The sequence below is a fragment of the Bradyrhizobium commune genome (genome assembly GCF_015624505.1).
GTDB lineage: Bacteria > Pseudomonadota > Alphaproteobacteria > Rhizobiales > Xanthobacteraceae > Bradyrhizobium > Bradyrhizobium commune.
On record NZ_CP061379.1, the window covers coordinates 3,413,505 to 3,434,657 of the forward strand.

Sequence of the window (21,153 nt, forward strand, 5' to 3'; positions counted from 1 at the left end):
AGTCTGGATTGCTTCGCTCCTGTTCAGCCCGGGGACATAGCTTACACCTGTTCGGGGACATGGTTGACACTTTTGGATCATCCTAGATCGATCGCCGCGATCTGGTGCGCGGCGAAGAAGATGCCGAACCTGCCGTCGGTATTGAGTGGACGGATCGCAAGCCGTTCGCCGCGGAAGGCCTGCGGAACCTTCCACAATTTGCCTTTGAAGCTGACATAGGCCTTGGTGGTGGAGACGGAACGGACGACCTCGTGCTCGTCGTATTCCACCGCGGGCAATCTGTCCGGCATTTCCCGCGAACTGGGTTGGTACCGGCTTGCCGGAACGTTGTAGTTCAAAGCCTCATGCGGCCGATCGAGATTGTAGACGGCTCGCCATTGGTCGAATGCGCGCTGCACCTCGGCAAGGTCGCGGTAGCGCCTGAAGGCAAATACCTCGGCCTTCAGCGTGCGATGGAAGCGTTCGTTCTTTCCTCGGCTCTGCGGATGATACGGCCGGCTGTGGATCACCCGGACGCCAAGCTTCAAAAGCCAGACCGTCAGCCCGGTCCAGGGGTCTTCAAGGGTGAAGCCCCAGGGGCCGCCATTGTCGACGAACATCGCATCGGGGAGGCCGTACCGGCGGAATGTCTCCCTCAGATGCCCTTGCACGGTCGAACCTCGCTCGTTGTCACAAGCAGCCAGGCACAACGAGAACCGCGAGTGATCGTCCAGCATCGTCAGCGGGTGGCAGGATACGCCGTCCTCGAGGGGGCTGTGTCCCTTGAAGTCCATCTGCCAGAGCTGATTGGGTGCCTCCTTCTCGAAGCGGATGTAGGGCTGTCCAGGTCTCCCCGCAGGTTCGCTCACGCGATCGTAGCGACGCAGGATCTCGTGCGTCGTCGATATCGCCGGCACGGCTTGCCGGTCGCGCTTTAGACGATGCAAAATCTTGCGCGCCCCCCAGGCCGGGTGGACATCGCGCAAGGCCACAATCTGCTGCTCGATCGCAGCCTCAGTACGATCCGGGCTGTGATGCGGCCGGCGCGAGCGATCGGCCAGCGTCGTATCCCCTGCATCATAGCGCTCGATCCACTTGTAACCAGTCTGGGCACTAATCCCGAACTGCCGGCACAGCTTCCGCCGGTTCACTCCTTCCTGCTTAGCAAGCATCACAAACTCGCGCCGCTGGTCCATGACAGACACCTCTCGCCACGGCATGGCTCGCCCCCTTGTTCGACGAATCCAGCCGATTTTGATGTGTCAACCATGTCCCCGAACAGGTGTAAGCTATGTCCCCGGGCTGAACACTGCGCTCGCAATGACGGAGCGAGCGGCGAGGCCATCGCTCTCCAATTCATATTTCAAACAGCAGACGCACTATCGCGTTCTCGCGGCGTCTTTCGCCCGAGTTTTGTCTCTCGCACACGCCCTCGTGGAGACAAGGGCGCAGGGAAGGCCGGGCGCCGGCTGGCACCCGCGATCCGTGCGCTGTAGAAATGCACACGGGGTGGACCACAGGTCTCGCCGGTCGCCCGGCCTTCCCTGCGCGATGGTTTTACGGCGTACTTCGCGCTCTCCCCGGGGAGCGATGCACTATTGCCCCCGTCGGCTAACGGATCACCGATGCGCGTGCCCGGTCGAGCCGCCACATCACCGCTAGCCTTGACGCACAGACCCCGGGCGTCAGGACCACACGACTTGGCCGTCCGCGCACGTCTTCGCTGGGACTTCGTGCGCTGGCGTGTGCTCGCGCCCGAAGCCATGCGAAGACGCTGTCAGCGCCGTGTCGTCGGCACGGGGAGTCTTGCTCACGGTTTCCCGCCCTGCAAATGCCCGCCGCGCCCGACGCCGTCGCGTCCATCGCTGCCCAGCCCGCGGTTCGTGACGATCGCGATCCGCCCCTTGTCTCGGGCCAGGGTGCTTTGTCTGTACGACAAATCCGAATTTCGGTAAAGCGGAATATATTTGCGCGGAGCGCTTGACGTGCTGCCGGTGTTTTGCCCGACAGGCATTTTTTCGCGGGGCGCGCCTCAATTTCCGGCGGTGCCGACCAGGCGAGGGCGGTTGCGGTTTACGAGCGAACGCTCGGCCGGTAGCGCCCGCAGCCAGTCGCGGAAGCTGACGATTTCGGGACAATCCGCGGTGCCTTCAGGCGCGATCAGCCAATCACCCAAACCGGATCCCTCGTTGATCCGGTCGCAGCGATAGCCCGGATGGTGGCTGACACCGCGGGCGATCAGCATGTCGGCCTTGCCCTCGACCAGCTCGTGCAGGCCGGCGGGCTGGAGCACCCGCAGGCCGATCTCCGCATGCGCGCTGCGAAACGCCGCCAAGTCGAGACGGCGCAAATCCAGGCTGCCATGGACCCCAAGCTGGAGCAGCACCGCACCCGCCGGCTTCAATTGCGAGGTCGCCTCGGCAATGAGGCGAAAGCCATCGGATATCCCGGGCAGATAGGCTTGGCCTGCCGCGGTCAGGACAAGCTGCTTATGCAGCCGCCCGAACAGCTGCACGCCGAGGCGCGCCTCCAGCGCTTTCACCTGCTGCCCGACGGCGGCGGGCGTCACGTGCAGCTCGTGCGCGGCGAGCTTGAAACTGAGATGCCGCGCGGCGGCTTCGAAGGCGCGGAGCGCGTTGAGGGGTGGAAGGGCGTAGGTCATCGCGCGGCAGTTTGACACCGATGGGTCGTGGCCTTGCAATAGATTTTCTTGCGCTGAACAGCAGGAATGATGCTTTGCGCCGCGGCGATGTCAGCGGATACGGTCAGCGTGCCATCCGGAGAACACCATGCCCCGCCGACTGGATCATCTCGTTGTTTGTGTCCACGATCTCGAACAGGCTGCGCTGGATTGGCGAAAGCTGGGCTTCAACCTCACGCCGACCGGTGTGCACCCGTTTGGAACCAGCAACCGCCTTGCGCAATTCGCCGACAATTTCGTGGAGTTGCTGGCCGTCACGGACGATGCGTTGGTGTCCCCAGCAGCGCCCGGCCATTTCAGCTTCGCAGCCCACAACCGGGATTTTCTGAAGCGGGCCGAAGGCATGTCGATGCTGGTCTTGCATAGCACCGACGCCCACGCCGATGCGGCACGCTTCAGGGCCGAGCGCATCGGCGACTATGCGCCGTTCGATTTTGGCCGCGATGCGGTGCTGCCGGGCGGAGGCACGGCACGGGTCGCATTTTCGCTGGCCTTTGCCACCGATCCCGCCATGCCTGGAATCGCATTCTTTACCTGCCAGCAGCGTCACCCGCCGGAACTGTTTTGGAAGCCCGAGTATCAGCGGCACGCCAACGGCGCCGCGCGCGTGATCGAGATCGTGATGTCGGCCGAGGAGCCGGCGGCGCATCGCGACTTCCTCGAGCGGCTGATGGAATGCCCGGCCGAGCTTGCGCCGGGCCGGCTGACGGTCGGCGACAGCGATAACCGGATCACATTGCTCGGCCCGTCAGAACTGGCGCGCCGGTTACCGGGCCTCGCGAGCAGCTCGTCGCCGAGCTTTCGCGCTGCGCGTCTGGCAGTCGTCGATCTCGGTGCGACCCGGCGGGCATTGGAGAGCAACAGCGTCAGCTTCGCGATGATCGGCGGCGCGCTGCTGGTCCCGCCGGTCGCGCCGCACGGCCTGGCGCTGGAATTCGTCGAACAGGAGGCAAACTGACATGGCGCTCCACCCCTTCTATGAATCGCATCGCGGTGCCATGGAGGCTGCTATGCGCCATCGTCTCGACCTTGCGGAACCGATGCTGCGCGAGCGTGCTTATCTGTCCGACATGGGTGGGATCAAGCGGGAGGTGATGGACGAATTCGAGATCGTGCTCACGCAAATGCCCTATGTGGGGGGCGCGGCAAGCCGCATGAGCGATTTCTTCATGCGGCTCATAGGCTTCATGGCCATCAGCCGGGTGCTGCGGCGACACGGCGTGCCGCTGCCCGTGATCGGCGAGATCGAGCGGGAGACTTACAAGGCGCAATTGCTGACCGAGCCCGAAGCCGAGCGTCTTGCCGCGGGGCGTCAGTTCATGTCGCGGGAGAACCAGGCCTTGCTGCGCGAGCAGGCCGCGAAAAGCCATCTGCAAGAGTTTCCGGAAGATTTCGTCTACGATTTCGTCGCGCCCGGCCCGCGCGACAGCTTTGAATTCGGCATCAACTACAGGGCATGCGGCTTCTGCAAATTTGCGGCCCGACATGGCGACAAGGAGATCCTGCCGAACATTTGCGGCCTTGATTTCGACGCCTACGCAACGCGAGGCATCCGCCTGGAACGGACCCAGACATTGGCTGGTGGCGCGAACCACTGCGACTTCCGCTTCTCCCGGCTTCCGGCGGACTAGATCACCCCTGCCAGCCGCAACCCCACGCCGGCCGCGCAACTGCCCGCCAGCACCGTCAGCATGCCGAGCTTGAAGCGGAAGATCGCGGTTGCGGCCGCGATGGCCAGCAGCAGTGCGGGGACATCGACGCTGGTCAGCACCGGCATGTCGAAGGCAAACGGAAAGGCGTGCACCGGTACGGTCTGGTGGAACAGCGTGTGCAGCGCGAACCAGATCGAGAGGTTGAGGATCACGCCGACGACGGCGGCGGTGATCGCGCTGAGCGCGCCGGCAAGTCCCTTGTTGCCGCGCAGGAGCTCGACATAGGGCGCGCCGAGGAAGATCCAGAGGAAGCAGGGCGTGAACGTGACCCAGGTCGCGAGCAGGCCGCCGAGCGTTGCGGCGAGCATCGGCGACAGTCCGCCCGGATCGCGATAGGCCGCCATGAAGCCCACGAACTGGAGCACCATGATCAGCGGGCCCGGCGTGGTCTCGGCCATGCCGAGGCCGTCGAGCATCTCCTGCGGCTTCAGCCAGTGATAATGCTCGACCGCCTGCTGGGCCACATAGGCGAGCACCGCATAGGCGCCGCCGAAGGTGACCAGCGCCATCTTCGAGAAGAACAGCGCGATCTGGCTGAACACGTTGGCCTGTCCGAGCCCCACGAGCAGCGCGATCACCGGCACCAGCCACAGTGCCAGCCACATTGCACCGACGCGGATCGCGCGTCCGGTATCGGGGCGGACGTGGTCGGGCACGGCCTCGCCCAGCATGCTGTCGATCGCGGCAGCGCCGCCGCTGGGGCCGTGGCCGGCCGGCGCGAATTCCGGACGGCCTTGCCTCGCGCCGACATAGCCGATCACGCCGGCGGCGATGATGATGATCGGGAAGGGGACGGCGAAGAAGAAGATCGCGACGAAGGCGATGGCGGCGAGCGCAATCATGATGCGGCTCTTCAGCGCGCGCTTGCCGACGCGTACCACGGCCTCGACGACGATGGCGAGCACGGCAGCCTTGAGCCCGAAGAACAACGCCTCGACGAAGCTGACATTGCCGAAGGCGGCATAGACGTAGCTCAGGCCCATGATCGCGATGATGCCGGGCAGGATGAACAGGCCGCCCGCCATCAGCCCGCCCGCGGTGCGGTGCATCAGCCAGCCGACATAGGTCGCAAGCTGCTGCGCCTCCGGCCCCGGCAGCAGCATGCAGTAATTCAGCGCATGCAAAAAGCGGCCTTCGGAGATCCAGTTCTTCTCCTCGACCAGGATGCGGTGCATCACCGCAATCTGGCCCGCGGGCCCGCCAAAGCTCAAGGACGCGACGCGGAGCCAGACGCGAAAGGCCTCGCCGAAGCTGATGCCGTGACCGGCATCAGCTCCTGCTTGAAGGTTGCGGGTATCCATTACGCCTTCACCTTGTTGGTCGGCCAATTGTGGGTCTCGGCGGTGGCGTCGCGGCACCAGCGGTAGAAGGCGTCATAGAGCAGCATGCCGGCCTCGAGCTGCTCGAGGTCGTCGTCATACATCCGCGACAGCCCGAGCGAGGCTGCGAGCAGGCCCGGAGCTTCCGGCGCGAGATCAGGCCGGGCGGTGTCGGCGCCGCGCACCAGCGTTGCAAGGCGCAGCAGTGCTGGCGTCGCGATCCCGAATTCCTCGATCATGACGTCGAAGGTGCAGAGCTCGCCGCGGTGGCTCCAGAACACGTTCTCGATGTCGAAGGGCGCGGCGTTGAAGCGCTCGCCGACGGCGACCACCTCGGACGGCGCCACATACAGAAACACCGCGTTGGGATCGACGAAGCGGCGGATCAGCCAGGGGCAGGCGATGCGGTCGATCTTCGGTCGGGCCCGCGTGACCCAGACAGTGCGGCCCTTGGCGTCGCGCGGCGGCAGCTTGGTCGCGTCGACCAGGGGCAGCTTTGCCGCCTTCCAGGCTTCGAAGCCGCCCTCCAACGTCTCGGCGGGGATGCCGAGCTGCCTGAGCCAGGCCGCCGTGCCCTGCGCGAGCTTTGCGCCGCGCAGGCAGGAGACGATTGCCGTGCGGCCGGCGAAGTCACCGCCCCAGTCCGGGACATTGTCGTGGCTGAGCTTGATCGAGCCGGGAATCAGCCGCCGGTCGGCGGCAAAATCCTCGTCCGTCCGCACGTCGATCAGGGCAGGGGCGTTTGCCGTGCCGATCAGCCGTGCCAATTTGTCAGAAGATATCGTTGTGTAGGAAGACATGATGCGCCCTCGTAAAATCAAACGGGACGCGATACTTGGGCATGTCGCCTCGTGGGGAGATCGCTCAAATCCCCATGAGCGGCATTACAGCGAAACCGCGCCGGGCTGTCAATCGGCTCGTTTCCTTGATTTTGTCCTGATGTCCCGCAGGTCTATATTGCGGGTCAACGGACCGGACCTTTCGGAGAGCCTTCGATGCATTCCCATTCCATTGACCAATGGACCCATGACCACGCCTTCCTCGGCGACAAGCACGACGAGAATGAGCGGCGCACCTGGCTCGTGGTCGTCCTGACACTGGTCATGATGGTCGGCGAGATCGTCGCCGGCTCGCTGTTCGGCTCGATGGCGCTGCTCGCCGACGGCTGGCACATGGGCACGCATGCGGCAGCGCTCGGCATTGCCGCCTTCGCCTACCGCTTCGCGCGCCGGCACCTGGGGAACGCGCATTTCACCTTCGGCACCGGCAAATTCGGCGATCTCGCCGCTTTCTCCAGCGCGATCATCCTCGGCCTGATCGCGGTCGAGATCGCCTATGAGAGCGTGCTGCGGCTGATCAATCCGGTGTCGATCGTCTATGGCGAGGCCATTGCGGTCGCAGCGCTTGGCCTCTGCGTCAACCTCGCCAGCGCCTGGCTGTTGCGCGACAACCATGATCATCACCACCACGGCCATGATCACGGTCATGCGCATGACCACGACGATCACGATCACGACCACGACCACGACCATCACCACCATCATCACGACAACAACCTCCGCGCAGCCTATATCCATGTCATGGCTGATGCCGCGACCTCGGTGCTGGCGATCGGTGCGCTGCTGGTGGCGCGGTATTCGGGATGGGTCTGGGCCGATCCGGCGGTCGGCCTGATCGGCAGCGCCGTGATCGCGAGCTGGGCGTTCGGCCTGATCAGGAGCTCCGGCGCGGTCTTGCTCGATGTGCGCGCGGACGAGACGCTGGAGCGGACCATCCGCACGCGGATGGAGGTCGGCGACGACCGCGTCACCGACCTGCATCTGTGGCAGGTCGGCCCCGGCCATTGCGCCGTGCTGGTCTCGGTGGTGTCGGACCAGCCAAGGCAGCCGGCGGTCTACAAGCAGCGGCTCGCCGGATTGAGGGGGCTGAGCCACGTCACGGTCGAGGTCGAGACTTGTCCGCACTAGACCTTGTCCGCGCTAGACTTGCTCACACTGGACTTGCCCACACTGGACTTGCCCACATCAGACCTGCCCGCATTGATGTGATCGGCGGGGCCGGGAATTTTCACCCGCGGCCGGGTTTGGTCATCGGTATCGGCGCGCGCCCTCGCGCGTCACGGTCAAAAGGAACAACAACCATGCGTCGGGTCGGCCTTGTCCTCTCCGCCATCGCTCTCCTCCTGTCCGCCTCGGCGGCGTCCGCGCAGTCGGAAAAGCCGGGGGTCGAGAAGCTCTACATCATGAATTGCGGGGAGGGTGTTGCCGGCGACATCGGGCGCTGGTCGCCCGGGGTGAATGAAGGCCAGTCGATGGACTTCGTCGACACCTGCTATCTCATCAAGCACACGAAGGGCTGGTTCCTGTGGGACACCGGCATCCCCGATGCGGTCGCCGCGATGCCGAACGGGCTCACGCCGGCCGATCCGAAGGCCGTGACCTGGAAGCGGCCGAAGACGCTCGCCTCGCAGCTCGAGCAGATCGGCGTCAAGCCGGCCGACGTCAAGGCGATGGGTATCTCGCACACCCATCCCGACCATATCGGCAATGTCGAGATGTTCCCGCAGGCCATGCTCTACGTGCAGAAGGCCGAATATGACTGGCCGGGCGCCAACAACGAGCCGCGCTTCAAGCCCTCGCATCCGGTCGAGCTCCTGTCGGGCGACAAGGACGTGTTCGGCGACGGCAGCCTGACCATCCTCTCGACGCCCGGCCACACGCCGGGGCACCAGTCGCTGCTGGTGAAACTGCCGAAGACCGGCGCGGTGCTGCTGTCCGGCGACGCCGTCCACTTCAAGAGCAATTGGGAGAACCGGCGCGTTCCCGTCAACAATTTCAATAAAGACCAGACGGTCGCCTCGATGCAGAAGATCGCCGACACGCTCGACAAGGAAAAGGCGCAGCTCTGGATCAACCACGACAAGGCGCTGCGCGACAGCCAGAAGATGTCGCCGGAGTTTTACGAGTAGCTGCTGGCGGCACTCCTGTTGCCACACAGGTGGCAGCGGGCTGTGTGAGCGGCCCCTTCAATGCTCCGGACCAGGAGACGATTGTGGGGAGTGGGCTGGCGTTGCGATCGCGCTTGTCTCGAGCAGCTTGGGCGACGCGTCGCCGTGTTCGCCGGCATCTGGATTGCGACCAGCCAGGCGAAGCCGGCTTAGCTTTTCGGAGCGGTGACCTGCGGCGGGCTCGCGTCCGGCGTCTTCTTCGGCTTCAGCGTACCGGCATAGAACGAGACCAGCCACACCAGCATGATGGCGAGGAGATAGACGCCCCAGGCCTGAGGCGGCGTCATGGCCCAGCGCAGGAGGCCTTTGAACGAGCGGGGCGGGCGAGTGTCTTCGGTCATGGTGCGCTTGTGCGCGAAAGCGGCAGCGGGGTCAATCCGGCCGCGGCGCGAGGCGGATCAAGAACAGCGCGGCCAGCGCCGACAGGCTGAGCGCTGACGAGACCATCAGCACCTTGGCGCCCATGACGTCGATCAGCAGGCCGAAGGCCAGCGGCGCCACCGCCTGCGCCATCCGCGCCGGCGCGCCGATGATACCGAGGCGGTAGCCAAAATCCTTCGGGCCGAAGATCGAGAGCGGCAGCGTGCCGCGTGCGATCGTCAGGATGCCGTTGCCGGAGCCGTGCAGCAGCGCAAAGGCGCTTGCGGCAGGGGCACTGAAAATGGCGATGACGGCAGCTCCAAGCGGATGCGTGAGGCAGGCAAGCCGCGTCGACCACAGCGGATGAAAGCGGCTGAGAAAACCCGCCTCGAGAATCCGCGCGGCCACTTGCGCCGGACCGATCAGCGCACCGGCCGCGATCGCCTCGACATGCGTCGCGCCCGTCGCCTCCAGGATGCGCGGGAAATGCACGGCCATGGCGCCGGTGACGGTCCAGACCGCGGCGAAGACGAAGGCGAGCATGATCATGGTGCGATCGAGCGGCAGATGCGGCTTTTCCGCCGTCGTCGCGGCCTGCTTCGCGCCCTTGATCGCAGGCAGCGTGAAGAAGTTGAGCGGCAGGCCGATCAGGATGTTGGCGGCCGCCCAGGCGAAACAGGTGTCGCGCCAGCCGATATGGGCGAGGCCCCAGGCGGTGAGCGGCCATCCGACCGTCGAGGCAAAGCCCGCCATCAGCGTGATGCCGGTGATCGAACCGCGTGCCTCGGTGCCATAGATGCGGCCAAGCGCCGCGAAGGCGGCGTCATAGAGCCCCATCGCCATGCCGATGCCGAGCACGAGCCAGGCGAACGACATGAGTGCCACCGACTGTGAGAACCCGAGCAGCACGAGGCCGGCGGCAATCGTCAGGTTCGAGGCCGACAGCACCTGCCGTCCGCCGACGAGATCGATCTGCCGCCCGATCCGCGGACCGAGCATGGCGGAGATCACCAGCGAGGCCGAGAACGCGCCAAAGATCCAGTTCGTGGAGATGCCGAGGTCATGCGCCATGGGATCGGCGACCAGCGCCGGCAGATAATAGCTCGAGGCCCAGGCCAGGGTCTGCGTGGTGCCGAGCGCCAGGATGATCGGAAGCTGGCGCTGGCTCATATCCTCGTATTTCTGGTCGCGGATGTCATCGGTTGCATTTGCGGCCCGCGGCGCGAGCGCGTCAACAGCGTCCGCGACATATTCGATCTGTTGCAGGCGGGAGCCTCGGATGGGCAGGATTCGCGCCCGGCCTTTCGCTCGTCACGAATGCACGCCATAATGGCGTATGCAAATGACCTCGCGCCTCGCGCTGATGAACTGGCTGACCGGCCAGGGGCTCACGGGCCTGCCCGAAAGCGAACTGCTCCGCGGCTTCTGCGAGCGCTGCCGCGCCGAAGGGCTGGAACTCTCGCGCGGGCTGGTCGTGATCGACACGCTGCATCCGATCTATGAGGGCCGCGGCTTCCGCTGGAGCGACCGTCCCAGCAACGAGAGCGACGTGTTCGAATACGGCTCGACCGCCGAAGGCGACGCCGCCAAGAGCTGGCGGCGCTCGGTGTTCTTCCACATGCTCGAGCATGGCCACGACGAGATGGTGATCGATCTGGCCGATGCGCCATCGATGGATTTCTCGCAGCTCGGCGAGCTCGTCGAGAAGGGCCACAAGCATTATCTCGCCTTCGTGCACCGCTTCGGCGAGAACGGCGCGCTCGGCCTGATGGATTGTCTCTATTCCTGCTGGACCACGCGCCGCGACAGCGGATTTTCCGAGCCGGAGCTCGCCGCTCTACGCGATCTCGTGCCGGTGCTGGGGCTCGCGATCAAGTCGGGGCAGCAGGTCGATATCGCGCGCACGCTCGGCCGGGTCTATCTCGGCCGCGGCGCCTCCGAGCAGGTGCTGGGCGGCCGCATCTCGCGCGGCGTCACCGAGCGCATCAACGCCGTGCTGTGGTATTCCGATTTGCGCGGCTCGACCGGGATCAGCGAGAGCATCGGGCCGGACGAGATCATCCCGTTCCTCAACGATTATGCCCAGGCCGTGATCGACGCGATCCACGACGCCGGCGGCGACGTGCTGAAGCTGATCGGCGACGGCGTGCTGGCGATGTTCACCGGCGAGGACATGGCGGATGCCAGGCGCGCCGGGTTACGCGCCGAACACCTGTTCCGCAAGAACGTCACGGCGCTGAACGCGCGCCGGACGGCTGATGGCCGTCCCACCACGTCCGCCTATATCGGGCTGCATGTCGGCGAAGTCTTTTACGGCAATATCGGCAGCGAGGACCGGCTGGATTTCACCGTGGTGGGCCCGACCGTGAACGAGGTCAGCCGCATCGCCTCGATGAGCCGCTCGGTCGACCGCGAGCTGCTGGCATCGGCCGAGTTCTACAAGGGACTCGATGCCGCCGGCCGCCGCTATCTCGTCTCCACCGGCCGCTACGCGTTGCGCGGCATCGGCCGCGCGCAGGATCTCTACACGCTCGATCCCGAGGTCGACAGCAACGAGCCGGTGACCGGCGCCTATGAGCGCTATCTGGCGAGCTAGCACCGCGCAGTCACTGTGTCCCCCACCATGTCCGGCTGCCGATCCAGCGCCACCGCAGGCGAGAGCCAGATGACCAGCGCCTGGACGCCGAACACGGCCGCCGCGAGATAGAGGCACGCTTCCGCGCTCCAGAAGCCGCCGACGATCGCGCCCAGTGCCGAGCCGAGCGGGCGGGCGCCATAGCTCATGATGTTGATGGCGGAGACGCGGCCGAGCAGGCGCGGCGGCGTCACGGACTGGCGCAGCGTCGTGGTCGAGATCACCCAGAGGATCGGCCCGACACCGAGCAGGAAGAAGCTCAAGGCCGCCAGCCAGGGCGAGGGGATCAGCACCGTCAGCGCCATCACGATTGCGGCGACGAAGCCGGTGACCGGGCCGAGGCCGACCACGATGCCGAAGGCGATGCGCGTCATCACGCGCGTGGCGAACAGCGCGCCGATCACCATGCCGACGCCATACATGGTCAGCACCGTGCCGACGCCGGCTGCGGTCAGGCCGAGATGGCGCACGGCATAGGGCACGAACACCGCAATCTGGAGGAACCAGCCGGTGTTGAAGATGAACTGGGTGATGAACACCGGGCGCAGCAGTGCGTGATGAAACACGAAGGCCGCGCCTTCGCGGATGTCCTGGAATGGATGCCGCCGCGGCGTCGGCGCGCGGGCGGGCTCGTAGATGCCGGAGAGCAGAACGACTGCAATCGCCGAGAGCGCGGCGGCAAAGCCGAAGGCGGGGCTTGCACCGAGCCAGCCGACCAGCGCGCCGCCGACCGCAGGTCCGCTGGCAAAGGCGATGGTGCGGGCAAGCTCGATCCGGGCATTGGCGGCCGGCAGCAGCTCCGCGCTCACCAGCGAGGGCACCAGCGCTGGCGCCGCCACGCTGTAGACGACGGTACCGCACACGGCCGTGAAGCCGAGCAGGGCCAGCAGCGACAGATTGAGCGCGCCGAACGCGAGCAGCAGCACGATCGCCGCGAGTGCCGCAGCGCGCAGCGCTTCGGCGCCCGCCATCAGCGCGCGGCGCGAGATGCGGTCGGCGAGCAGGCCAGCCGGAATGGCGAACAGCACGAAGGGAAGGGTCAGGGCCGTCTGCAACAAGCCGGTCTGGCCCTCGGCGACGCCGAGCGTCAGCACGGCGACGATCGGGGCAGCCGCCAGCGCGACCTGTTCGGCCGATTGCGCTGCGAGGTTGGACCAGGCGAGGCGGTTGAAGGTGCCGGGGAGGCGAGGAGTATTCGGCATGGGTATTTCCTTGGCGCAATTCCTGCAAAGTCGGGTTGGTCGCAGTATCCGCCTGCGGGGATGGCCAAACCCACCCGCTTTCCGACAGCGCCGGGCAGGAGGGGAGCCAATGCGGCTAGATGCAGTTGCAAATGAGTTGCAATAAGACCCGACTTCGGTATTATGCCAGCATGGATGCCCGATCGCCCGATCTGACCCAAAATCTGACCCGAGACGCCGCTGCCGGCTGGCGCTCCGATGCGCCGACCACCAAGAGCCTGGCCGAGGTCAATGCCTCGGTCGCCCTGCCTGCGGCGGGCGCATGGTGGCGGCGGCTGCTGGCCTTCGTCGGCCCGGGCTACATGGTCTCGGTCGGCTACATGGACCCCGGCAATTGGGCGACCGACCTCGCCGGTGGATCGAAGTTCGGCTACACGCTGCTCTCGGTCATCCTGCTCTCGAACCTGATGGCGATCCTGCTCCAGTCGCTGGCGGCGCGGCTCGGCATCGTCACCGACCGCGACCTCGCGCAGGCCTGCCGCGCCACTTATTCGCCTGCGGTGAATTTCCTGCTCTGGCTCGCTTGCGAGGCGGCGATCATCGCCTGCGATCTCGCAGAAGTCATCGGCACCGCGATCGCGCTCAAGCTGCTGTTCGGCATTCCCCTGATCGGCGGCGCGCTGCTCGCGGCGCTCGACGCCTTCCTGCTTCTCGTGCTGATGAACCGCGGCTTCCGTTTCCTGGAAGCCTTCGTCATGGCGCTGCTCGCGGTGATCGCAGTCTGCTTCGCGGTCCAGATCGTGGCCGCGGCGCCGCCGGTGGCCGAGGTTCTGCACGGCTTCGTGCCGAAGGGCGAGATCTTCACCAATCCGGAGATGCTCTACATCGCGATCGGCATCATCGGTGCGACCGTGATGCCGCATAATCTCTATCTGCATTCGTCGATCGTGCAGACGCGCGCCTATGAGCGCAACGACGAAGGCCGCCGCGAGGCGATCAAATGGGCGACGACGGACTCGACCATCGCCCTGATGCTGGCGCTGTTCGTCAACGCCGCGATCCTCGTGGTGGCCGCCGCGACCTTCCACAAGAGCGGCCATTCTGAGGTCGCCGAGATCGACCAGGCCTTCGAGCTCTTGTCACCGCTGCTCGGCCTCGGCATCGCCTCGACGCTGTTCGCGGTCGCGCTGCTCGCCTCCGGCCTCAATTCGACCGTGACTGCGACGCTCGCCGGTCAGATCGTGATGGAAGGCTTTCTCGATCTGCGGCTGCCGAGCTGGGCGCGCCGCCTGCTCACGCGCGGCATCGCGATCGTTCCGGTGATCATCGTCACCGCGATCTATGGCGAACGCGGCACGGCGGATTTGCTGGTGTTCAGCCAGGTCGTGCTGTCGATGCAGCTGCCCTTCGCCGTCATCCCGCTGGTCCGCTTCGTCTCCGACCGCCGCAAGATGGGCCAGTTCGCGATTCCGGTCTCGGTCGCAGCGATGGCGTGGATCGTCGCGGGCGTGATCGTGGTGCTGAATCTGAAGCTGCTGGCGGATACGCTGTTCGGGTGAGGTGCGAATGGTGAGTGGCGAGTAGCGAATGGAGTTCGTTCCACTCGCTATTCGCCACTCCCAATTCACGTCCTTCAGTCCTGCGGCTCGGACGCCACATCCCCCTGCGCGTCGATGCGGAGCCAGCCTGACGGCGCGAGGCGTTGCTGCGGCAGGAAGCGGGCCTTGTAGTCCATCTTCTTGGAGCCTTCGATCCAGTAGCCGAGATAGACGTAAGGCAGCCCTTGCCGGCGCGCGCGGGCGATGTGGTCGAGGATCATGAAGGTGCCCATCGAGCGGCTGACCTGGCTCGGCTCGAAGAACGAATAGACCATCGACAGGCCGTCGCTGAGCACGTCGGTCAGGGCGACGGCGATCAGCTCCTCGCCGCGGCCGGTGACGCCGCTGTCGGGGCCGCGCTTGCGATATTCGATGATGCGGGTCTCGACGTGGCTGTCCTCGACCATCATGGCGTAGTCGAGCACAGTCATGTCGGCCATGCCGCCATGACGATGGCGGGAGTCCAGATAGGCACGGAAAACCGAATATTGCTCGGAGGTCGGCACCGCGCTGCGCTGCTCGCCGACGATGTCGGCGTTGCGGGCCATCACCTTGCGGAAGTTGCGGGAGGGGCGGAACTCGTTGGCGACGACCCGGACCGAGACGCAGGCGCGGCACTGGTCGCAGGCCGGCCGGTAGGCGATCGACTGGCTGCGGCGGAACCCGCCATGGGTCAGGAGGTCGTTGAGGTCACCGGCGCGCTCCCCCACGAGGTGCGTGAACACCTTGCGCTCATGCCGACCCGGCAGATACGGGCAGGGGGATGGCGCCGTGAGGTAGAATTGGGGGGTGTCGCGCGAGTGCTGGGTCAAGGGACGTCGTGGGCCTCCGAAGTGGGTAACAGCATCGCGCTACGAAAGCCCTTGGTCAATCGGTCTGCTGGGCAGGTCAGATCCGTCAGTCTAATCTGGTTCTGGTTGATAGGTCCTTGATCACCAGGTTCTGGCGGCTTGCGGCGCCGGCACACGAACGGAATTGTTGATCACGACCGTTCCCAGCACGAAATCGTGCAACAGGCGCCGGCGGCCGTTGAACAGGCCGACCAGCACCACGAAGGGCGACAGGAACGATACCGTCACCCAGAACAGCACGGCGTGGGTCGCGCCGAGCACGAAATAGCCGGGCGCGCCGTACCAGGTGCGCAACTCCAGATCCATCACCCGCATGCCGATCGTCGCGGACGACGGACCGCCGATGCAGGCGCCGTAATAGACGATGGCCCAGACCACCGAGGCCGGCCAGGCCAGCCAGAACAACGCCCAACCGATGCCGAGCGTGACCACGCCGAACACCGCGATGAAGATGTAGCCGAGGATCACAGGCACCGAGATCACGACCATGTCGATCAGGAAGGCAAATGCCCGTCGCGTCGCCACGCCACGGAACAATTCCGGATGCAGATAGGGGTCGTAGGCGTGAGCCGCGCCGTCACTGCGCCAGGCGTTGTCTGAATTGCCCGAGTCCGAATACGACATGTCGCTCTCCCAGGGAAAACTCCCGTGGCAGGACATGGGAACAGGCTCTTCCCCTGCCAAGGGTGCGCTGGGATTAACAAGCCGAAATATTCCGGCGATTCGGGGGCGGGGGAAATCGTGTGGGAGGCTGCGTTGGTGCCACACCCCCTGATGTCGTCCCGGCGAAGGCCGGGACCCATAACCACAGGGGGCAGTTTGGCGAATACCAGGAATTGATCCTTTCGCCGGTATCAGCACCGCGCATCACAGATCGATCACGCGGTATGGGTCCCGGCCTTCGCCGGGACGACTCGAGCAATTGCTACTGCGCCCTGATCTTCTCCGCGGCTTTCGGCGCGAAATAGCTGAGCACGCCGTCGGCGCCGGCGCGCTTGAAGGCGACGAGGCTCTCCATCATCGCGCGCTCGCCGTCGAGCCAGCCATTGTTGGCCGCAGCCGCGATCATCGCGTATTCGCCGGAGACTTGATAGGCGAAGGTCGGCATCGCGAACGTGTCCTTCACGCGGCGGACCACGTCGAGATAGGGCATGCCGGGCTTCACCATCACCATGTCGGCGCCCTCGGAGATGTCGAGCTCGACCTCGCGCAACGCTTCGTCGGTGTTGGCGCTGTCCATCTGATAGGTACGCTTGTCGCCGGTCAGCGTCTTGGCCGAACCGATGGCGTCACGGAACGGGCCGTAGAAGGCGGAGGCGTACTTTGCCGCGTAGGCCATGATCTGCACGTCGAGCAGGCCCGAATGATCAAGCCCCTCGCGGATCGCGGCGACGCGTCCGTCCATCATGTCGGATGGCGCGATGATGTCGCAGCCGGCCTCAGCCTGCACCAGCGCCTGGCGCACCAGCACCGCGACCGTCTCGTCGTTCAAGATCTTGCCGTCAGAGATCAGGCCGTCATGGCCATGGCTGGTGAAGGGATCGAGCGCGACGTCGCAAAGGATGCCGAGATCGGGAAACTCCTTCTTGATCGCGCGCACCGCCTGGCAGACCAGATTGTTCGGATTGGTCGCCTCCGAGCCTTCCTCGTCGCGCAGGGAGGGGTCGGTATAGGGGAACAGCGCGATGCAGGGGATGGTCAGCTTCATGGCGCGCTCGGCGTCGCGCACGGCCTGGTCGACGCTGAGGCGATCGACGCCGGGCATCGAGGCGATCGCCTCGCGCTTGTTGCTGCCGTCGATCAGAAACAGCGGCCAGATCAGATCGTCGGCGGTGAGCACATTCTCGCGCACCATGCGCCGGGCCCATTCGGCCTTGCGGTTGCGGCGCGGGCGGACAGTCAAATCGAGGGCAGGGGAGGCCGTTGTGCCATCCCGGCGCGAAACCTCGCGCAGTTCGATCGGACGTCCGTATTTGATCGCCATCACTCTTCCTCCGGCTGGAATTATTCTTATACCAGCTCGCATGGTTCCCGTCACCGCGGCTTGACCCGCCGCAAGAGATGGACTGCCGATTGATTTTGCGGGGCGAACCAGCCAGAAGGGGCCATGTCCGAGATTTCCACCCGCGATGCGGCCCGCGACAGCGCCACTGCCAGGGACGCCGTCAGAGACAATGCCCGCGACAATGCGATGTCGGTGGCAGCGATCTCGTCGGAGCGGCCTGAGTCCGACGACAATGTCTGGACGCGCCGGCTCGTGCTGTTCCTGCGGGTGATGGCGCTGCTGTCGATCCTCAAGGGCCTCTATCACTGGGCGCAGGTGACGGGCTTCGTCGGCGGCGAGGACGAGGCGTTCGAGAACCAGTCGATGGCCTGGCAGGCCTCGACCATCTATTTCGCGGTGATCGAGCTCGTCGCCGCCGTCGGCCTCTGGCTCGCCACGCCCTGGGGCGCGGTGGTGTGGCTCACGACCGTGGTGTCGATGGCGGTGATCGAATTGATGTTCCCGGGCATCTATGGAGGCAGCCTGGTCGTGGTCGGCGTTGAGGCCTTCATGCTCGCCGCTTATCTCGCACTCGCCTGGATGGCTGCACGCGAGCGGCCGCCGTAGCGCGCGTCCCATCCTACGGTCTGATCTCGCCGGGACACGAGCGTTGCTCGTGGTTGACCGCTGGTTGCGTCAAATTCGCCGTAACTTTTCGCTAACCCAGCCCTTCCGCCACAGCCGTTACGCGTGCGTTTCGAAACGGGGCGGGGCTGTTCTGGAATGTGACAATCGGTTCGGACGGAGGGTGAACAGGACCTTGCGAGGGTCAACAGAGGGTTGCGAAAAGTGCTTGTGGCACAGGCTTAATCCGCAATTCACTGTCTTAAATTCATGATCTCTTTATTCTCTTATTTAAGCCGATCTTCAAACGGCCCCCTTAAGTTGCAGCTATCGGACGGGACACAAGTTTCGTCGAATAAGTGTCGATAAAAACGACAACAGGGGAAGTGTCATGATGAAAGCCGTCGCAACTGCGGCAGATACCGCAGAGCGCGTTTCCGGCCCGCAGGGTTCGGTGCAGTCGCTCTATCTGGAAGCATTGACTCTGGTGGAACGGCTGCATCGCCGTCTCCTCGACGTCATCAAGGACGAGTTCGATCGCCGCGGCCGCGCCGACATCAATTCAGTGCAGGCACTGCTGCTCTACAACATCGGCGACAAGGAGCTGACTGCGGGCGAGCTGCGCACGCGCGGTTACTATCTCGGCTCCAACGTCTCCTACAATCTGAAGAAGCTCGTCGAGCTCGGCTTCCTCGATCATCAGCGCTCGCGCGTCGATCGCCGCTCGGTGCGCATCCGCCTGACGCCGCAGGGCCAGGAAGTCCGCCGCATCGTCGACTCGCTCTACCAGAAGCACGTCAAGACCGTGGAACAGGTCGGCGGCATCTCGGGCGAGGAGTTCTCGACCCTCAACAAGTCGCTGCACCGCCTCGAGCGGTTCTGGACCGACCAGATCCTGTATCGGCTCTGAGTTTTCCAAAGGGATCAAGGCCAAGCCGGCCCGCAACAAGACCGGCAAGCCGTCCCTAAAGTACCTGCCGAACGTGCCTGACTTCCCCAAGCGCGCCGGTCCGGCTTTGCCCGGACCGGTGCGTTTTGTCGTTTCGCGCTTGCGAAAAAATCTCCCCGCTGGAGGGAACCCGTTCCCAGCGTCGCACTTATCTCTCTGGATCGGAGGATGCGATGCTGGTCGAACGCGGGTTGCAGGCTATGAACGTGGAGCTTGTGAGCGATGCTTACGCGATCGCCGCGAATTATCTCCGCCGTTCCGGCGCGATCCCCGACACGCTCGTCACCAATGAGCGCCTGCTCGAGATCGTCATCCAGCTGCTCCAGCACCGTGAGTTCAACAAGATCAGGCTCGCCAACAAGGCGATCGCCAGGTTCGAGGCCCAGTCCGGGGCGAGAGCGGTTGCCTGATCGAAATTTCCAACATCGCCAAGACCCAGAGGATGCCATGGACGCCGCCATCGACCGCATCATGCAGACCTATGACCTGCTCGCCAACCGCACGTCCGCGGCGAGCGCGGAGGCGCGCGCCAAGGTGACCAACTACCTCAACACGCTGATGGAAGCCGGCGAGAAGGACCCCCACAGGTTGACGGTCTGCGGCCTGACCTATCTGCGTCAGCTCGACGGCAGCGTCGACCCGGTAAAGGCGGGGTATACCGGGCTGTAGACGAGAGACGGCCAGGCGGCCGCGAGACCAACAGTGCCGATTGTTACCGATACGCTGGTCCGGCGGCCCGATCCAGGGCGTCCGCCGGGCGAGTCCCGCAGGCCGACGGGGCTCCAAATCCCCGCGATCCCCACCATATCTGGCATAATTGCCACGCCCAACCCGCAAATGCTTGGCCGGGGCGGGGTGATGTGGTAAGTCGCCATCGCTTCCGATCGCCACACCAGACCTGCCCGTAGCCCGCCAAAAGGCTGCGGCGGTGGAGATATTCGCCGATGACCTCTTCCAGCGCCAAAACCGCCTCCGCGCCCGATTCGTTTTTCACCGCCTCGCTCGTTGATGCCGATCCGGAGATCGCCGCCGCGATCAAGGGTGAGCTCGGCCGGCAGCGTCACGAGGTCGAGCTGATCGCCTCCGAGAACATCGTCAGCCGGGCTGTGCTGGAAGCGCAGGGTTCGGTGATGACCAACAAATACGCGGAAGGTTATCCGGGCGCACGCTACTACGGCGGTTGTGAGTGGGTCGACGTCGCCGAGAACCTCGCGATCGATCGCGCCAAGAAGCTGTTCGGCGCCAACTTCGCCAATGTCCAGCCGAACTCGGGCAGCCAGATGAACCAGGCGGTGTTCCTGGCACTGCTCCAGCCCGGCGACACCTTCATGGGCCTCGACCTCGCGGCCGGCGGCCATCTCACCCATGGCTCGCCGGTCAACATGAGCGGCAAATGGTTCAAGGCTGCGCACTACACCGTGCGCCGCGAGGACCAGATCATCGACATGGACACGGTGCAGAAGCAGGCTGAAGAGATCAAGCCGAAGCTGATCATTGCCGGCGGCTCGGCCTATTCGCGCGCCTGGGACTTCAAGCGTTTCCGCGAGATCGCCGACTCGGTCGGCGCCTACCTGCTGGTCGACATGGCGCACTTCGCCGGCCTCGTCGCCGGCGGCGTGCACGCCTCGCCCGTGCCCTATGCGCACGTCACTACCACCACGACGCACAAATCGCTGCGCGGTCCCCGTGGCGGCCTGATGCTGTGGAATGACGAGACGCTGACCAAGAAGCTCAACTCGGCGATCTTCCCGGGCCTCCAGGGCGGCCCGCTGATGCATGTGATCGCGGCCAAGGCGGTCGCGTTCGGCGAGGCGCTGCGTCCGGACTTCAAGCTCTACGCCAAGAACGTCGTCGAGAATGCCAAGGCGCTCGCCGAGACGCTGCGCGGCCACGGGCTCGACATTGTTTCCGGCGGCACTGACAACCATCTGATGCTGGTCGATCTGCGTCCGAAGGGGCTGAAGGGCAACGCCTCGGAGAAGGCGCTGGTGCGTGCCGCCATCACCTGCAACAAGAACGGCATTCCGTTCGACCCCGAGTCACCCTTCGTCACCTCCGGGATTCGGCTCGGCACCCCGGCTGCGACCACCCGCGGCTTTGGCGTCGCCGAATTCCAGCAGGTCGGCGGCATGATCGCCGAGGTCCTGAACGCGATCGCGCAATCCTCCGACGGCAAGGCACCGCTGGTGGAAGCCGCAATCAAGGAACGGGTCAAGGCACTCACCGACCGGTTCCCGATCTATCAGTAAGGCC

At 65.1% G+C, this 21,153-nt stretch carries 21 protein-coding genes; 11 read left to right on the plus strand and 10 right to left on the minus strand.

Features of this window, described 5'->3' with window-relative positions; translation table 11 throughout:
- Positions 1-77: 77 nt before the first annotated feature.
- Positions 78-1,199 (minus strand): IS481 family transposase, encoded by a 1,122-nt coding sequence (locus IC761_RS16015; RefSeq protein WP_195798467.1) that lies wholly within the window; start codon positions 1,197-1,199, stop codon positions 78-80.
- Between the two features lie 812 nt (positions 1,200-2,011).
- Positions 2,012-2,641, minus strand: coding sequence for a LysR family transcriptional regulator (locus IC761_RS16020; protein WP_195804674.1), 630 nt, complete (start codon positions 2,639-2,641; stop codon positions 2,012-2,014).
- 127 nt (positions 2,642-2,768) lie between these two features.
- On the opposite strand from IC761_RS16020, the gene IC761_RS16025 reads away from it, so the two are divergent.
- Both IC761_RS16025 and IC761_RS16030 read left to right on the plus strand, forming a co-directional pair.
- Positions 2,769-3,638 carry a VOC family protein gene (locus tag IC761_RS16025; RefSeq protein WP_195804151.1) on the plus strand — a complete coding sequence of 290 codons (870 nt, stop codon included), beginning with the start codon at positions 2,769-2,771 and terminating at the stop codon, positions 3,636-3,638.
- Between the two features lies 1 nt (position 3,639).
- Positions 3,640-4,311 carry an L-2-amino-thiazoline-4-carboxylic acid hydrolase gene (locus IC761_RS16030; protein ID WP_195804152.1) on the plus strand — a complete coding sequence of 224 codons (672 nt, stop codon included), beginning with the start codon at positions 3,640-3,642 and terminating at the stop codon, positions 4,309-4,311.
- Here the strand turns inward: IC761_RS16030 and chrA are convergent.
- Together chrA and IC761_RS16040 are read right to left on the minus strand one after the other, a co-directional pair.
- Complete coding sequence (chrA, locus tag IC761_RS16035) at positions 4,308-5,693, minus strand: chromate efflux transporter (RefSeq protein ID WP_195804153.1); 1,386 nt, start codon at positions 5,691-5,693, stop codon at positions 4,308-4,310. The two genes, IC761_RS16030 and chrA, sit on opposite strands and share 4 nt — an antisense overlap.
- The gene (locus tag IC761_RS16040; RefSeq protein ID WP_195804154.1) at positions 5,693-6,511 is read right to left on the minus strand and encodes a chromate resistance protein ChrB domain-containing protein; all 819 of its coding nucleotides are present in this window, start codon (positions 6,509-6,511) and stop codon (positions 5,693-5,695) included. The genes chrA and IC761_RS16040 overlap by 1 nt, the downstream gene beginning before the upstream one ends.
- A gap of 195 nt (positions 6,512-6,706) precedes the next feature.
- Between IC761_RS16040 and dmeF the strand changes: the two genes are divergently transcribed.
- The gene (dmeF, locus tag IC761_RS16045; protein ID WP_195804155.1) at positions 6,707-7,678 is read left to right on the plus strand and encodes a CDF family Co(II)/Ni(II) efflux transporter DmeF; all 972 of its coding nucleotides are present in this window, start codon (positions 6,707-6,709) and stop codon (positions 7,676-7,678) included.
- A 173-nt stretch (positions 7,679-7,851) separates the two neighbouring features.
- Positions 7,852-8,679, plus strand: a complete 828-nt coding sequence (locus IC761_RS16050) for an N-acyl homoserine lactonase family protein (RefSeq protein ID WP_195804156.1) — start codon at positions 7,852-7,854, stop codon at positions 8,677-8,679.
- Between the two features lie 188 nt (positions 8,680-8,867).
- Here IC761_RS16050 and IC761_RS16055 read toward each other — a convergent pair whose 3' ends face one another.
- Entirely contained in the window at positions 8,868-9,059 is a 192-nt protein-coding gene (locus IC761_RS16055) for a hypothetical protein (RefSeq protein ID WP_195804157.1), read from the minus strand.
- A 31-nt stretch (positions 9,060-9,090) separates the two neighbouring features.
- On the minus strand, positions 9,091-10,248 hold the full coding sequence (locus tag IC761_RS16060; RefSeq protein ID WP_195804158.1) for an MFS transporter: 1,158 nt from the start codon (positions 10,246-10,248) through the stop codon (positions 9,091-9,093).
- A gap of 166 nt (positions 10,249-10,414) precedes the next feature.
- Between IC761_RS16060 and IC761_RS16065 the strand changes: the two genes are divergently transcribed.
- The gene (locus tag IC761_RS16065) at positions 10,415-11,674 is read left to right on the plus strand and encodes an adenylate/guanylate cyclase domain-containing protein (protein ID WP_195804159.1); all 1,260 of its coding nucleotides are present in this window, start codon (positions 10,415-10,417) and stop codon (positions 11,672-11,674) included.
- On the opposite strand, the gene IC761_RS16070 is transcribed toward IC761_RS16065, so the two are convergent.
- Positions 11,671-12,915: an MFS transporter gene (locus IC761_RS16070; RefSeq protein WP_195804160.1), complete on the minus strand. Its 1,245-nt coding sequence runs from the start codon at positions 12,913-12,915 to the stop codon at positions 11,671-11,673. The two genes, IC761_RS16065 and IC761_RS16070, sit on opposite strands and share 4 nt — an antisense overlap.
- Positions 12,916-13,085: 170 nt before the next feature.
- Here IC761_RS16070 and IC761_RS16075 point away from each other — a divergent pair, with 170 nt between their 5' ends.
- Positions 13,086-14,453 carry an Nramp family divalent metal transporter gene (locus IC761_RS16075; protein WP_195804161.1) on the plus strand — a complete coding sequence of 456 codons (1,368 nt, stop codon included), beginning with the start codon at positions 13,086-13,088 and terminating at the stop codon, positions 14,451-14,453.
- Between the two features lie 74 nt (positions 14,454-14,527).
- Here IC761_RS16075 and IC761_RS16080 read toward each other — a convergent pair whose 3' ends face one another.
- The 3 genes from IC761_RS16080 to hemB all read right to left on the minus strand — a co-directional run bounded on the left by IC761_RS16080 (position 14,528) and on the right by hemB (position 17,327).
- Entirely contained in the window at positions 14,528-15,304 is a 777-nt protein-coding gene (locus tag IC761_RS16080; protein ID WP_195804162.1) for an arginyltransferase, read from the minus strand.
- Positions 15,305-15,424: 120 nt separating this feature from the next.
- Positions 15,425-15,967 carry an RDD family protein gene (locus tag IC761_RS16085; protein ID WP_195804163.1) on the minus strand — a complete coding sequence of 181 codons (543 nt, stop codon included), beginning with the start codon at positions 15,965-15,967 and terminating at the stop codon, positions 15,425-15,427.
- A gap of 301 nt (positions 15,968-16,268) precedes the next feature.
- Complete coding sequence (hemB, locus tag IC761_RS16090; RefSeq protein ID WP_195804164.1) at positions 16,269-17,327, minus strand: porphobilinogen synthase; 1,059 nt, start codon at positions 17,325-17,327, stop codon at positions 16,269-16,271.
- Between the two features lie 123 nt (positions 17,328-17,450).
- Here hemB and IC761_RS16095 point away from each other — a divergent pair, with 123 nt between their 5' ends.
- From IC761_RS16095 to glyA, 5 genes are all read left to right on the plus strand, one after another.
- A complete protein-coding gene (locus IC761_RS16095) occupies positions 17,451-17,954 on the plus strand; it encodes a DUF6163 family protein (protein ID WP_195804165.1) in 504 nt (167 codons plus the stop codon).
- Between the two features lie 388 nt (positions 17,955-18,342).
- Positions 18,343-18,861: a transcriptional regulator LdtR gene (gene ldtR, locus IC761_RS16100; protein WP_027529973.1), complete on the plus strand. Its 519-nt coding sequence runs from the start codon at positions 18,343-18,345 to the stop codon at positions 18,859-18,861.
- Between the two features lie 212 nt (positions 18,862-19,073).
- Positions 19,074-19,310 carry a hypothetical protein gene (locus tag IC761_RS16105; protein ID WP_195804166.1) on the plus strand — a complete coding sequence of 79 codons (237 nt, stop codon included), beginning with the start codon at positions 19,074-19,076 and terminating at the stop codon, positions 19,308-19,310.
- Between the two features lie 37 nt (positions 19,311-19,347).
- A complete protein-coding gene (locus IC761_RS16110; RefSeq protein ID WP_195804167.1) occupies positions 19,348-19,569 on the plus strand; it encodes a hypothetical protein in 222 nt (73 codons plus the stop codon).
- A 275-nt stretch (positions 19,570-19,844) separates the two neighbouring features.
- Positions 19,845-21,149, plus strand: coding sequence for a serine hydroxymethyltransferase (gene glyA / locus IC761_RS16115; protein WP_195804168.1), 1,305 nt, complete (start codon positions 19,845-19,847; stop codon positions 21,147-21,149).
- Positions 21,150-21,153 lie beyond the last annotated feature (4 nt).

Excerpts from the sequence above, each read along its gene's own strand:
- IC761_RS16065 (WP_195804159.1), top strand. The coding sequence starts at position 10,415 with ATGCAAATGACCTCGCGCCTCGCGCTGATGAACTGGCTGACCGGCCAG.
- IC761_RS16055 (WP_195804157.1), bottom strand. The coding sequence starts at position 9,059 with ATGACCGAAGACACTCGCCCGCCCCGCTCGTTCAAAGGCCTCCTGCGC.
- glyA (WP_195804168.1), top strand. The coding sequence starts at position 19,845 with ATGACCTCTTCCAGCGCCAAAACCGCCTCCGCGCCCGATTCGTTTTTC.
- IC761_RS16025 (WP_195804151.1), top strand. The coding sequence starts at position 2,769 with ATGCCCCGCCGACTGGATCATCTCGTTGTTTGTGTCCACGATCTCGAA.
- IC761_RS16105 (WP_195804166.1), top strand. The coding sequence starts at position 19,074 with ATGCTGGTCGAACGCGGGTTGCAGGCTATGAACGTGGAGCTTGTGAGC.
- IC761_RS16095 (WP_195804165.1), top strand. The coding sequence starts at position 17,451 with ATGTCCGAGATTTCCACCCGCGATGCGGCCCGCGACAGCGCCACTGCC.
- IC761_RS16020 (WP_195804674.1), bottom strand. The coding sequence starts at position 2,641 with ATGACCTACGCCCTTCCACCCCTCAACGCGCTCCGCGCCTTCGAAGCC.
- IC761_RS16060 (WP_195804158.1), bottom strand. The coding sequence starts at position 10,248 with ATGAGCCAGCGCCAGCTTCCGATCATCCTGGCGCTCGGCACCACGCAG.
- ldtR (WP_027529973.1), top strand. The coding sequence starts at position 18,343 with ATGATGAAAGCCGTCGCAACTGCGGCAGATACCGCAGAGCGCGTTTCC.
- IC761_RS16110 (WP_195804167.1), top strand. The coding sequence starts at position 19,348 with ATGGACGCCGCCATCGACCGCATCATGCAGACCTATGACCTGCTCGCC.
- IC761_RS16075 (WP_195804161.1), top strand. The coding sequence starts at position 13,086 with ATGGATGCCCGATCGCCCGATCTGACCCAAAATCTGACCCGAGACGCC.
- IC761_RS16085 (WP_195804163.1), bottom strand. The coding sequence starts at position 15,967 with ATGTCGTATTCGGACTCGGGCAATTCAGACAACGCCTGGCGCAGTGAC.
- IC761_RS16040 (WP_195804154.1), bottom strand. The coding sequence starts at position 6,511 with ATGTCTTCCTACACAACGATATCTTCTGACAAATTGGCACGGCTGATC.
- IC761_RS16070 (WP_195804160.1), bottom strand. The coding sequence starts at position 12,915 with ATGCCGAATACTCCTCGCCTCCCCGGCACCTTCAACCGCCTCGCCTGG.
- hemB (WP_195804164.1), bottom strand. The coding sequence starts at position 17,327 with ATGGCGATCAAATACGGACGTCCGATCGAACTGCGCGAGGTTTCGCGC.
- IC761_RS16050 (WP_195804156.1), top strand. The coding sequence starts at position 7,852 with ATGCGTCGGGTCGGCCTTGTCCTCTCCGCCATCGCTCTCCTCCTGTCC.
- chrA (WP_195804153.1), bottom strand. The coding sequence starts at position 5,693 with ATGGATACCCGCAACCTTCAAGCAGGAGCTGATGCCGGTCACGGCATC.
- dmeF (WP_195804155.1), top strand. The coding sequence starts at position 6,707 with ATGCATTCCCATTCCATTGACCAATGGACCCATGACCACGCCTTCCTC.
- IC761_RS16015 (WP_195798467.1), bottom strand. The coding sequence starts at position 1,199 with ATGCCGTGGCGAGAGGTGTCTGTCATGGACCAGCGGCGCGAGTTTGTG.
- IC761_RS16030 (WP_195804152.1), top strand. The coding sequence starts at position 3,640 with ATGGCGCTCCACCCCTTCTATGAATCGCATCGCGGTGCCATGGAGGCT.